Annotated in this window: 11 protein-coding genes; 4 read left to right on the top strand and 7 right to left on the bottom strand. The window is 68.1% G+C overall.

Annotation, left to right across the window (positions count from 1 at the left end):
- Window positions 1–7: 7 nt before the first annotated feature.
- Window positions 8–457 carry an RpiB/LacA/LacB family sugar-phosphate isomerase gene (locus tag ACW176_RS01285; RefSeq protein WP_492110593.1) on the top strand — a complete coding sequence of 150 codons (450 nt, stop codon included), beginning with the start codon at window positions 8–10 and terminating at the stop codon, window positions 455–457.
- Window positions 458–501: 44 nt separating this feature from the next.
- Here the strand turns inward: ACW176_RS01285 and ACW176_RS01280 are convergent, their stop codons facing one another.
- The 7 genes from ACW176_RS01280 to ACW176_RS01250 all read right to left on the bottom strand — a co-directional run bounded on the left by ACW176_RS01280 (window position 502) and on the right by ACW176_RS01250 (window position 8,678).
- A complete protein-coding gene (locus tag ACW176_RS01280) occupies window positions 502–801 on the bottom strand; it encodes a hypothetical protein (protein ID WP_492110592.1) in 300 nt (99 codons plus the stop codon).
- A gap of 177 nt (window positions 802–978) precedes the next feature.
- Window positions 979–1,734: a DUF72 domain-containing protein gene (locus ACW176_RS01275; RefSeq protein WP_492110591.1), complete on the bottom strand. Its 756-nt coding sequence runs from the start codon at window positions 1,732–1,734 to the stop codon at window positions 979–981.
- A 63-nt stretch (window positions 1,735–1,797) separates the two neighbouring features.
- A complete protein-coding gene (locus tag ACW176_RS01270; protein ID WP_492110590.1) occupies window positions 1,798–2,793 on the bottom strand; it encodes a hydroxyacid dehydrogenase in 996 nt (331 codons plus the stop codon).
- 68 nt (window positions 2,794–2,861) lie between these two features.
- Window positions 2,862–4,250, bottom strand: a complete 1,389-nt coding sequence (locus ACW176_RS01265; protein WP_492110589.1) for an L-serine ammonia-lyase — start codon at window positions 4,248–4,250, stop codon at window positions 2,862–2,864.
- Between the two features lie 184 nt (window positions 4,251–4,434).
- Window positions 4,435–6,087: a M28 family metallopeptidase gene (locus tag ACW176_RS01260; protein WP_492110588.1), complete on the bottom strand. Its 1,653-nt coding sequence runs from the start codon at window positions 6,085–6,087 to the stop codon at window positions 4,435–4,437.
- A gap of 285 nt (window positions 6,088–6,372) precedes the next feature.
- Complete coding sequence (locus tag ACW176_RS01255) at window positions 6,373–7,569, bottom strand: alanine racemase (RefSeq protein WP_492110587.1); 1,197 nt, start codon at window positions 7,567–7,569, stop codon at window positions 6,373–6,375.
- Window positions 7,570–7,700: 131 nt separating this feature from the next.
- A complete protein-coding gene (locus ACW176_RS01250) occupies window positions 7,701–8,678 on the bottom strand; it encodes a threonine ammonia-lyase (RefSeq protein WP_492110586.1) in 978 nt (325 codons plus the stop codon).
- A gap of 101 nt (window positions 8,679–8,779) precedes the next feature.
- On the opposite strand from ACW176_RS01250, the gene ACW176_RS01245 reads away from it, so the two are divergent.
- From ACW176_RS01245 to ACW176_RS01235, 3 genes are all read left to right on the top strand, one after another.
- Window positions 8,780–9,388, top strand: coding sequence for an acyloxyacyl hydrolase (locus ACW176_RS01245; protein ID WP_492110585.1), 609 nt, complete (start codon window positions 8,780–8,782; stop codon window positions 9,386–9,388).
- Window positions 9,389–9,511: 123 nt separating this feature from the next.
- Window positions 9,512–10,798, top strand: a complete 1,287-nt coding sequence (locus ACW176_RS01240; RefSeq protein WP_492110584.1) for an adenylosuccinate synthase — start codon at window positions 9,512–9,514, stop codon at window positions 10,796–10,798.
- Window positions 10,799–10,934: 136 nt separating this feature from the next.
- Window positions 10,935–12,617: an ATP-binding protein gene (locus ACW176_RS01235; protein WP_492110583.1), complete on the top strand. Its 1,683-nt coding sequence runs from the start codon at window positions 10,935–10,937 to the stop codon at window positions 12,615–12,617.
- Window positions 12,618–12,673 lie beyond the last annotated feature (56 nt).

Here is a 12,673-nt window from a genome sequence, read left to right as displayed (position 1 = left end):
GTGCGGTATGAGCAAGGCCGTTGTTCTCCTTGGCGCGGATCACCGCGGATACGCCCTGAAGACGCATCTGGCCGACTGGCTGGAGCAATATGGCTACGCGCCCAAAGACGTTGGCGCGCACGGTCCGGAGCGTTGCGACGCGCTGGACTACGCCAAGGCGCTGGCGGCGGAATTCCAGTCAGGTTCCGCCAGATTTGGCGTTCTGATCTGCGGGTCGGGTCAGGCGATGGCCATGGCCGCCAATCGCTATCAGCACCTGCGCGCGGCGCTGTGCGGCAGCGTCGAGATGGCCAGGACCACGCGGGAGCACAATGACGCCAATGTCCTGGTGCTCGGCGCGGATTCGACGTCGCACGACGAGGCGCTGGAAATTCTCCGGGCGTTTCTGGGAACCGGATTCCTGGGCGGCAGGTATGCCGATCGCCGCGATGCGCTGACAGCCCTGGGCGGTCTTTGAACCGGCGGCAGGCATTTCCCCTGGGCCCCACGGCCGCGCCTAGCTTAGGTCCCCGACCGCCTGTACGTCGCCGTGCAGCGCGCGTTGCACTGAGCCCACTGGCTGGGACAGATGTCGTCGTCGCCGGCCTTGCAGAAATAGTAGCTCCGCGCGCAGGCGGCGCGGCACTGGCCGGGGTCGCCGCCCGGGCGGCTGGAGGCCAGCGGGATCAGAGGCTGCAGGGCGGTCTGCGGGACTACGGCCACGGCGGGCGGCGGGGCCTTTTTCGGCGCGGGCTTCTGGTCGGCGCCGGCCGGCGAGGCCAGGGCGAGAGACACAAGCAGCAGGGCGAGGATGCGGCGCATGGCCAGAGCCTAGGGCCCGGCGGTTAAGGTTTGGCTAACCATGTTTGCCCCTCCCCTTGCGGGAGAGGGTGGCCCGCGCAGCGGGTCGGGTGAGGGGTCTCGCGGGCCCTTCCGACAGGGCTTTCGACCCCTCATCCGTCGGCTGCGCCGACACCTTCTCCCGCAAGGGGAGAAGGGTCAGCCTTTCAGCTTCTCGATCAGCGCCATCGCCGCCGCCGGATTGCGCAGCTTGGCCCCGGAGATGAAATAGGCGAACACGTCGCCGCGTTTGGCCCAGTTGCGCGTCTGGGCGACCACGCCGTCCAGTTCCTCGGACGTCATGCCGGTGGGCTCGTCCTCGCGGCTGCACATCAGGCGGGCATAGGTGAAGTCGGCGGTCGGCTCGTCGATCCGGGGCCAGTCGGGCGACTCGTCGTCGACGGCATAGACGATGGCCGCGCCGTACTTTGCGGCCAGGTCATAGAAGGCCTGGGTCTGGAAGGTGGGGCTGCGCACCTCAAGCGCATGGCGCGCGGGGCGGCCGCCGATCTCGCGGGGCAGCAGTTTCAGGAAGCCCTCGAAGTCGACGGGGTCGAACTTCTTGGTGGCCATGAACTGCCAGTTGATGGGGCCCAGTTTGGGACCAAGCTCCTCCAACCCCTGGGTCAGGAATTTCTCCAGCGAGTCGTTGTTCTCCGACAGCACGCGGCGATTGGTGCAGTAGCGGCTGGCCTTGACCGAAAACACGAAGTCGTCGGGCGTCTCGTCGCGCCACTTCATCCAGCTGTTGGGCTTGAAGGTGGAATAGTAGGTGCCGTTGATCTCGATGCTGGTCAGGTTGGACGCAGCATATTTCAGCTCGTCCTTCTGCTTGACCGTGTCGGGATAGAACACGCCGCGCCAGGGCTCGAAGGTCCAGCCGCCGATGCCGGTTCGAATGACGCCTGCCGACATGTCTGTTCCCTTCCTGTTCCGCCGCGCACCCTAAGCGAGGCGCGAGGGGGTCGGCAAGGGGTGTCAGCCGCTCACCACGTTGCGCGGCGCTCCGGCCGTGAAGGCTTCGATATTGCCCACGGTCACGGCCATGATCCGTTCCACCGCCTCCTGGGTGTCATAGGCCACGTGCGGCGTGACGATCACATTGGGCAGTTTCAGCAGGGCGTGGCTGGCCACAAGGGCCCGCAGACCCTCGACGGCGGGCGGAGTCGATGAGCGGAAGATCTGGGCCTCGTCGCGCAGCCAGGGCTCCTGGCTAAGCACGTCCAGGGCCGCCCCGGCGATCTGACCGGTCTGGAGGGCGTTGAGCAGGGCCTCGGCGTCGACCACCCCGCCCCGCGCGGTGTTGACCAATATGGCCGAGGGCTTCATCGCCGCAAACTGGGCTGCGCCGATCAGGCCTTCGGTGGCCGGGCCGCCGGGGATGTGCAGGGTCAGCACATCGCAGGCGGCGATCAGGGTCTCGAGCGGGACATAGGTGAAGCCCAGGGCCTTGGCCGCCGCCAGATCGGGCCGCATGTCGAAGGCGATGACGTCCATGTCGAAGCCCCTGGCGATCTTGATCACCCGCCGGCCGATCTGGCCCGTTCCGACCACGCCCAGAGTCTTGCCGCCCAGGTCAAAGCCCCGCAGGCCGCCCTGCGAGAAGTCGCCGCGCCGGGTGCGCTCGACGGCCTGGGGAAGCTTGCGGGCCAGGGCCAGCAGCAGGGCGAAGGCGTGCTCGCCCACGGTGGGGTCGCCATAGTCGGGGACGTTGCACACGGTGATCCCGTGCTCGCGGCAATAGTCCAGGTCGACATGGTCATAGCCGGTCGATCGGGTGGCGATCAGGCGCAGCTTGGGGAAGGCCGCCAGGGCCGCTGCGTCCAGGCGCGAGTCGATGAAGGTCGAGACGACCTCGGCCTCGGCGAAGCCGGGGCCGGCGACCTCCGCCACACAGGTCACGGCGTGGTCGCGGCTCAGGCCGTCGACGGCGGCGCGTTCCCAGTCTTCGGCTTCGAAGATGACGATGTTCATGGCGTGGGGTCCTGGTTGGCGCGTGTCTGGGATAACGCGCGGTTGTGTCAGGCGCACCTCGGCGGTGATCAGCACTCCACCCGGTTGACCGACAGCCCCACGGCCAGCCCGCCCATCGAGGTTTCCTTGTAGATCTCGTTCATGTCCTCGCCGGTGCGCTTCATCGTGGCGATCACCTTGTCGAGGCTGACCGAGTGCTGGCCGTCGCCCAGCAGGGCCAGGCGGGCGGCGTCGATGGCCTTGATCGCGCCCATGGCGTTGCGCTCGATGCAGGGGATCTGCACCAGCCCGCCGATGGGATCGCAGGTCAGGCCCAGATTGTGCTCCATGCCGATCTCGGCTGCGTTCTCGATCTGGGCGTTGGTGCCGCCCAAGGCCGCAGCGAGCCCGGCGGCGGCCATCGAGCAGGCCACGCCCACCTCGCCCTGGCAGCCCACCTCGGCGCCGCTGATCGAGGCGTTGCGCTTGTAGAGCGCGCCGATGGCGGCGGCGGTCAGCAGGAACACCCGGATCTGCTCCGGCGTGCCGTTGTAGAACCGCACGAAGAACCGCAGCACGGCCGGCACCAGCCCCGCCGCGCCATTGGTCGGGGCGGTGACCACCCGGCCGCCGGCGGCGTTCTCCTCATTGACCGCCATGGCCCACAGGTTGACGAAATCCATGGCCGCCAGCGGGTCGCTGATCTGGCGCTCCATGCGGCCCTGGATGGTCTGGTGGATCTGGCGGGCCCGGCGCTTGACGTCGAGGCCGCCGGGCAGGACGCCGTCCTGGCGCATGCCCCGGTCGATACAGGCCTCCATGGCCGCGAAGATGCGGTCGATGCCGGCGTTCATGTCGTCCAGCGACATCCGGGCCAGCTCGTTGGCGCCCATGACCCCGGCGATCGACAGGCCCGCATCGGCAGCCCGTTGCAGCAGGTCGGCGCCGCTTTCGAAGGGGTGGGGGATTTCAGGGCCGGCCTCGGGCGGCGCATTGCTGCCCATCTCGAACTCGTCGCGCACGAAGCCGCCGCCGATCGAGAACCAGGTGCGTTCGGCCAGCACGACGCCGGCCCTGTCATAGGCGACGAAGGTCAGCCCGTTGGGATGCTGGGGCAGGCGTTCGTGGCCCAGCCAGACGATGTCGCGGGCCTCGTCGAAGGCGATGTCGATCTGGCCGCCCAGCTTCAGCGACTGGGTGGCGCGGGTCTCCAGCAGGGCCGCCTCGCCGGCGTCGGGATCGAGATCGGCCGGGACAAAGCCCATCAGGCCCAGCATCACCGCCCGGTCGGTGGCGTGGCCGCGCCCGGTCAGGGCCAGGGAGGCGTAGAGGCGGATCTCGACCCGGGCAACGCCGGGCAGCTGGCCATTGTCGCGCAGGCGGCCGACGAACAGCACCGCCGCCGTCATCGGGCCCATGGTGTGGCTGCTCGACGGACCCACGCCGAGTTTGAAGAGGTCGAAGACCGAGGCTGTCATGGGGGCATCCCGCTCTTCCGCGTGGCGGTGGGCGTTATCCGGTTCAAAACATGTTTGTCATCCCGGCCGCACCCCGGCGACGGCCGGGGGGAGAGCCGGGACCCAGGGGCCGCTGCATTGCGGTTGCCCCTGGGTCCCGGATAGCCTCTGCGGGGCTTCCGGGATGACAAGATAGAGGTGCGGCTTACTTGCGCTCAGCCTTCGTCGCGTCGCGCGTGCCCTTGAACTCCGAGCCCTCGCCCCATTCGGGCCAGCGGGTGGAGTTGGCGAGGTCCGCCCCCAGGCCCTGGATCAGGCTGATGTCGGCGGTCATGCCGTCCAGCCGCCAGCTGTCGTTCCACTCGTCGGCCGGCTGGTGATAGGCGTTGATGCGATAGGCGTCGGCGAAGGCCTTGCCGGCCGCCACGCCGCCCTCGACCAGATCCTCGCCCGAGCCGAACGAGATGGCCGGCACGCCGCGCTTGGCGAAGGGGAAGTGGTCCGAGCGGTAGAAGTAGCCGGCTTCCGTGGCCGGGTCGGGCGTGTAGGTGCGGTTCACCTTCTTGCCGTGGGCGATCAGGTCGTCCAGCAGGCCCAGCTTGGCGCTGCCCGAGATCGTGAAGTCCTTGGCCGGGCCGGCGGGGTCCAGGGCGTCGGTGTTGAGCACGCCCACGGTCTTGGCCAGCGGATACAGCGGGTTGGCGGCGTAGTATTCCGAGCCCAGCAGGCCCTTTTCCTCGGCGGTCACGGCCAGGAACACCAGGGTGCGGTCGGCGCGCGGGGCCTTGGCCAGCACCCGGCCCATTTCCAGCATGGCGGCGATGCCGGTCGCGTTGTCGACGGCGCCGTTATAGATCGTATCGCCCTTGGCGTCGGCCAGGCCCACGCCAAGGTGGTCCCAGTGGCCGGTGAAGAACACGGTCTCGTCGGGGCGCTTGGCGCCGGTCAGCTTGCCGACCACGTTCTTGGACACGATCACCTTGGGCTCGACCGCGTAATTGGCCGAGAAGGTCGCGCCCTTCAGTTCCACCGGCTTGAAGTCGCGGCTCTGGGCCGCCTTCTTCGCGGCGTCGAAATCCAGGCCCGCGGCCTTGAACAGCTCGACGGCGGTGTCGCGCTGGATCCAGCCTTCCAGGGCCGGATGCTGCTTGCTCGGCTCCTTGCGGACGATGTCGAACATCGTGTTGGTGTTGGAGTTCTTGACGGTGGCCCAGCCATAAGAGGCCGGGGCCGTCTCGTGCACGATCAGCAGGCCGGCGGCGCCCAGGCGGGCGGCTTCCTCGAACTTGTAGGTCCAGCGGCCATAATAGGTCATGGCCTTGCCGCCAAAGTCACCGGAACCGGTTTCGAAGTCCGGGTCGTTGATCAGCACGACGACGATCTTGCCCTTGACGTCCAGGCCCTTGAAGTCGTCCCAGTTGCGCTCCGGGGCCTTGACGCCATAGCCGGCGAAGACGATCGGGGCGTTCTGGATCGACACCTTGTCGACATTGGTCATGGCCGCGCGGATGGCGATCTGCTCGCCCTGGTTCAGGGTGATGTGGCTGTCGCCGACCATCATGTGGGCGCTGACCGGGCCCTTGATCTCGAACATGCCCAGCGGCACGTCCTGGGTCCAGGCGCGCTTGCCGTCCTTCAGGTCGCCGCCGGGCTCCAGGCCTGCGGCCTGCATCTGCTCGACAATATAGGCGACGGTCTTGGTCTCGCCGGCCGTGGCGGGGCCGCGGCCCTCGAAGGCGTCGGACGACAGGGTCTTGATGTGGGCGGCGAGGTTGACGGGGTCGATCTTCGGCGCGTCGGAGGCGTGCGCCAGCATGGGCGCGGCGATCAGGGCGGTGGCGAGCAGCAGGCGTTTCATCGTTGTCACTCTTTGGAGCAAATCTTGTCGTTGGCGCGGACCGTATCCGGGGTCTTGGGCGAGGGGAAGCCGGTTCGTTTCCTGGACGGGGATCGGCCTCTAAATCCGCTTTCCCCGGCGACCCCAGGGCCATCGCACAGGCCCTGAAAGCCTGTCATCCCGGACAAGCCTGGCGAAGCCGGGCGCCGATCCGGGACCGCCGGAAGCGCTGAGTTCAGGCGTCGGTCCCGGATCTTCGCGCTGCGCGCTCGTCCGGGATGACACCGTTGTGGGGCTCGCGGAACACTAGATCGAACTCACCCGCCGTCCATCCACCGCCCACCGCTCCAGCGCCTCGCCGTCCCAGACGTGCAGGGCGTCATAGAGGTTGATGGTCGGATCGCAGTGGCCCGGCTGCAGCCAGACGATGTCGCCGACCTTGGGGGCGTCGGCCGGGAAGGCGCGGGCTGGATCGGCGTCGGCGGCGGTCACCGCCCCGGCGAAGCCCAGCGGATCGCGGCCGGCGGCCTTCAGCACGTCGATCATGGCGGGATGGGCGATCAGGCCGTGCTCGTCGCCCATCGGCCGCCACAGCGAGCCGGGCGCGGCGCCGGCGATGACGCGGGCGGGCGGGCCGTCCATCGATACGGCCTTGAAGCCGGCGTCGACCACGACATGGCTCTTGTGGCGGGTCGAGACCACGCTGGACGCGATGTAGAGCGACGGCTCGAACGGCCAGTCGCCGCCGCCGGGCGCGCCGCAGTCGTCATATTCGACATCCATCACGGCATAGGAGCCGGCCTGCAGTTCGGTGAACACGCCCGAGGCCAGGTCGAAGGCGTGGGTGCCTGTGCCGCCGCCGGTGACCACGGGCGGGGGCAGGCCGGCGGCGGTCAGCTCGGCGACCAGGGCCTTCAGCGTCGCAAAGGCGGCCTCGTCAGCTGAGCGGCGCAGGTCGCCGTCATCCATATGCTGCAGATGGCCCAGATAGGCCTGAAGGCCGGCAAAGCGCAGGCCCGGCGCGGCGTCGGCGGCGCGGGCCAGTTTCAGGGCGTCATGCGGATAGGCGCCGGTGCGGTGGGTGCCCAGGTCGAGGTCCACCACCAGGTTCAGGATCGTCCTGGCCGCGACGGCGGCGTCGGACAATCGGTCGATCTGGCCCTCGTCATCGGCGGTGACGCCGATGGTGGCGCCGCCTTTGGCCAGAGCCGCCAGGCGCGGCGCGGCCCAGGGCGGCGGGGCAGCGGTGACCAGCACGTCGGTGATGCCGCCGGCCACGAAGGCCTCGGCCTCGCCGACCGTCTGGGCGCACAGGCCCACCGCGCCGCGCTCGATGATCAGCCGGCCCAGGGTCGAGCACTTGTGGGTCTTGCCATGGGCCCGCAGCCGGACGCCTGCGGCGGTGCAGAGCGTCTGCATGCGGTCGAGGTTGCGCAGGAGCGCGGCGCGGTCGACGACGAGGAGGGGGGTCTGGGGGAGGGTGGTATGCGGTGGCAAATTCATGTGTTTCTCGTCCCCAACCTTATGCTTGTCATCCCGGGCGTAGCGTAGCGAAGACCCGGGACTGCAACAGGCTCAGAGCTTGTGGCGGTCCCGGCTCGGCGCGCTTCGCGCTTGGCCGGGATGACAACTTTTCAGATCTCGCCCGCCAACACCCGCGCAAACAAGCCCGGATCGACATTGCCGCCCGAAAGAACGATCGCGCTGGTCTTGCCCGCCACCGCGATCTTGCCCGCCAGCGCCGCCGCCAGGGCCACGCAGCCGCCCGGCTCGACCACCAGTTTCAGCACCGAGAAAGCGTAGCGCATGGCTTCCGCCACCTCGGCGTCGGTGACCGCGACGATGCCGGTCAGGGTCCGCTGGTTGATCGCAAAGGTCAGTTCGCCGGGGACCGGGGTCAGCAGGGCGTCGCAGATCGAGCGGGCGTCGGGATCGATGGTCTCGCGCTGGCCCGACAGCAGCGAGCGGCGGGTCTCGTCGAAGCCGGCCGGCTCGACGCCCCAGATGTCGGTGGCGGGCGACAGGGCGCGGACGGCGGTGCTGGTTCCGGCGATCAGACCGCCGCCGCCGACGCAGCACAGCAGCACGTCCAGCGAAGCGCCGCGCGCCGTGGCCTGCTCGACGATCTCGACGCCCAGCGTGCCTTGCCCCGCGATGATGTGCGGATCGTCATAGGACGGCACGACGACGCAGCCGCGCTGGGCCGCGATTTCGTCGGCTATGGCGACCCGGTCTTCGGTGAAGCGGTCATAGAAGCGGATCTCGGCCCCAAAGCCCCGGGTGCCCGCGACCTTCACCGCCGGCGAGTCGGACGGCATGACGATCAGGGCCGGGCAGCCGACCAGCTGGGCCGCCAGGGCCACGCCCTGGGCGTGGTTGCCTGACGAAAAGGCCACGACGCCGCGCTTTTTCTCGTCATCGGTCAGCTGGCTGAGGCGGTTATAGGCCCCGCGAAACTTGAAGGCCCCGGCCCTTTGCAGGGTCTCGGGCTTGAGCAGCACCCGGCCGCCCAGGCGCTCATTGAGAGCCGGGCTCTCGATCAGCGGGGTCTCGACGGCCTGGCCCTTGAGGCGGGCGGCGGCGGCCTGGATGTCGGAAAGTGTGATGGTCATGCGAAAGGTCTAGCTCGCACGCGGTCTGATCGAAACCCTTTGCGAGCTCCGCCGTTCAAGCCATAACCGGCTCGGGGTTGGGCTGTTCAGGGATATCCAGGATGAAGACCGCACTGTTCGCCGCCGCCGCTGTCGCGGTGCTGGGTTTTGCCGCGCCCGCGCTCGCGGGCGAAGTGTTTGTCGGCGCCTACAAGCATGATGTCACCTTCATCGGTGAGGCCGTGGGCCTGGGCGCCGCCGGGCGCGAGGACGGGGTCGACATCCATCTGGGCTATCGCACCGACCGCATCGAAAGCCTGACCTGGCTGGGCCGCCCGCAGGTCCATACCTTTGTGTCGCTCAACAGCGAAAACACCTCCAACTTCGTGGCGGTGGGCTTTGACTGGAAGATCGATCTGGGCGCGCAGGGCGGCTTCTATCTGCGCCCTGGGATTGGCCTGGCCTATACCGATGGCGAGGCGGGCCTACCGCCGGCCAACGCCCCGAACCTGACGCCTGAGGAACGCGCCCGCCGCACCAACCTCTACTACACCCGCATCGATTTCGGCTCGAAGGTGCTGTTCGAGCCCGAGATCGCCCTGGGCTATCAGTTCAGCGACGCCTGGTCGGCCGAGCTCAGCTACACCCACCTGTCGAACGGCCAGATCTTCCATCAGGGCAAGAACCAGGGGCTTGACGACGTGGGGGTTCGGCTGGTCTACGCCTTCTGACTTCGCGAGGCGCCGGCTCGGCCGCGTCTCCGTTGCCGCCCAAAATCGAATAAACGTCTGCGGCCGAGTCCTGTCGAAGGGCCGCTGGACGTCACCGGGCAGGTGACAAGGCATATCTCTACCATGGCCAATGTGACCGTCGTCGGCGCCCAGTGGGGCGATGAAGGCAAGGGCAAGATCGTCGACTGGCTGTCCAACCGGGCAGACATCGTCGTGCGCTTCCAGGGCGGCCACAACGCCGGCCACACGCTGGTGGTCGACGGCAAGGTCTACAAGCTGGCCCTGCTGCCGTCTGGCGTCGTGCAGGGCAAGCTGTCGGTGATCGGCAACGGCGTGGTCGTCGACCCCTGGCACCTGCTGTCGGAGATCGCCAAGATCGCCGAGCAGGGCGTGATCATCGGCCCCGACCTGCTGGTGCTGGCCGACAACGCCACCCTGATCCTGCCGCTGCACAAGGACCTGGACCAGGGCCGTGAAGCCGCGTCCAGCCAGAAGATCGGCACCACCGGTCGCGGCATCGGCCCGGCCTATGAGGACAAGGTCGGCCGCCGCGCCATCCGCGTCGCCGACCTGGCCGATCCAGAAGCCCTGAAGCCCAAGATCGAGCGCCTGCTCAGCCACCATGGCGCCCTGCGCCGGGGCCTGGGCCTGCCCGAGGCCGACGGCGCGGCGCTGTTCGATCAGCTGATGGAGATCGCGCCGCAGATCCTGGCCTATGCCCAGCCGGCCTGGCGCCTGCTGGACCAGGCCTACAAGGCCGGCAAGCGCATCCTGTTTGAAGGCGCCCAGGGCGCCCTGCTGGACGTCGATCACGGCACCTATCCGTTCGTCACCTCGTCCAACACCGTCGCCGGCCAGGCCGCCGCCGGTTCGGGCATGGGTCCCAAGGGGCCGGGCTATGTGCTGGGCATCGTCAAGGCCTACACCACCCGCGTCGGCGAGGGGCCGTTTGCCTGCGAGCTGGACGACGAAGTCGGCAAGCACCTGTCGACGGTCGGCCGCGAGGTCGGGGTCAATACCGGCCGCGCCCGCCGTTGCGGCTGGTTCGATGCGGTGCTGGTCCGCCAGTCGGTGGCCATCAACGGCATCGACGGCATCGCCCTGACCAAGCTGGACGTGCTGGACGGTCTCAAGACCCTGAAGATCTGCGTCGGCTACAAGATCGGCGACCGCGAGCTCGACTATCTGCCGGCCGGCATGCGCGATCAGGCCGCCGCCGTGCCGATCTATGAAGAGATGGAAGGCTGGAGCGAAAGCACCGTCGGCGCCCGCTCGTTCAAGGACCTTAACGCCAACGCCATCAAGTATGTGCGCCGGGTCGAGGAACTGATCGGCGCTCCGGTGGCCCTGCTGTCGACCAGCCCGGAACGGGACGACACCATCCTGATGCGCGACCCGTTCCAGGGGTAGGGCGCCGGCCAAGGTTGAGCTTAAAGGTTCCTGAAACCCGTTATGACCTAGCTTGATGCCACTAGGCGTTGCGAGGGTATGGACCTTGGGTCTGCGTGAGTTCCTGAATGACGGCCTAAACGGCGCGGCGCTCGAGATGAGTCGGCGCAGCGCCTCGGCCCGTCTGGCGGCGACAGTCCTGGCCGGCGGTCTGTTGGCCTTTCATTTCGGTCTCATGGCGTGCCTCGCCTGGCTGACGGTGATCGGCGTCCTGGAAGGGCTTCTGCGGATCCTGCATCGCTATGTCACGGCGCATCCCGAGCAGTTGGTCGTGCCGTTGCGGCTGGGAATCCCGGCGGCCTACAGCATAGCCTGGGCGACCATGGCGGGTCTGAGCTGGGCCCACGGTCCGCCAAGCATGAAGTTTGCGGCCATTCTCCTGCTGTTTGGCCTGATGCTTGACGCCCTGAAGTATGCGTCGATCAGCCGTTCGGTCCTGCTGGCCATGGCCCCGCCGCCATTCATTGCCTTGACGGTCGCCCCGCTGCTGGCCGGCGGCTTCAGAGCCTGGGATCTGGTGGTTGTGGCAGTCACCCTGGCCGCCCTGCTGGCCTATTTTCTGGATACGTCGCGCCGGATGCGCGCTAATGCTGTGGCGCTGGAGAAGGCCCAGGCCCAGGCGACCGAGGCCAGCCGGGCCAAGTCAGCCTTTGTGGCCATGATGAGCCATGAGCTGCGCACGCCGATGAACGGCGTGCTGGGTCTGGCCCATGCCTTGGGCTCCACCCGGCTGGATGCCCGGCAGGCCGACTATCTCGAGATGATCATCCAGTCCGGCGACGGTCTGATGACCATTCTCAACGACATTCTGGATCTGTCGAAGGTCGAGGCGGGCAAGCTGGAACTGGAGGCCGAGCCGTTTGAAATTCGCCGCCTGGCCAGTCAGATCCATCTGGTCTGGAGCCAGACCGCCCAGCTCAAGGGCCTGGCCCTGACGCTTGACGTCGCGCCCGAGACGCCGACCTGGCTGCTGGGTGATCCGTTGCGGGTTCGGCAGATCCTGCTGAACCTGGTCTCCAATGCGCTGAAGTTCACCGAGGCGGGACGCGTGGAGATCCGCATCGCGCCGGGCGAGGCCGGGGGCGTTGATATGGTTGTTGCCGATACGGGCGTCGGCCTCAACGACGAGCAGCAGGTCAGTCTGTTCAGTCCCTTCAGCCAGGGCGATCGTTCGACGGCGCGACGGTTCGGCGGAACGGGCCTGGGCCTGGCCATCAGCCGACACCTCGCCCAGTTGATGGGCGGCGAGATCACAGTGATCAGCGCGCCGGGACAGGGTTCGACGTTTCGGGTGCATCTGGCGCTGACCCCGGCCCAGGCGCCCGCCGCCCTTGAACCCGTCGGACCCTCGCTCACCCTTGAAGGGGCCCGGGTGCTGGTCGTCGACGACAATCAGGTCAACCAGGCCGTGGCCCGGGCCATACTGGAAGCGGTGGGCATTGTCATCGAGACCGCCAGTGATGGCCGTCAGGCCCTGGAACGCTTGCGGATCGAGGATTTCGACGTCGTGCTGATGGATGTCCACATGCCCGAAATGGATGGCGTCGAGGCCGTGCGGCGCATTCGGGCCGGCGAAGGCGGCCGGAGCGACATTCCGATCCTGGCCCTTACCGCCGACGCCATGGCCGGCGAGGCCGAGCGCCTGCTGGCCCAAGGCTTTGACGACGCCCATCCCAAGCCGATCCAGCCGGCTGGTCTGCTGGCGGCCGTGGCGCGGATGAGCCGGTACCCGGCCGAGTCCGGAGGTCGGACCGGGTCGGTGCATTTCGCCCCGCTCTGACTTTTCTGACCAAGTATAGCCGCCCAATTAGCGAAACCTTAGCTCCGGAGCTCTAG

The sequence above is a fragment of the Caulobacter sp. FV1ye13L genome (assembly GCF_058681155.1).
This window is presented reverse-complemented; position numbering and strand designations above follow the sequence as displayed.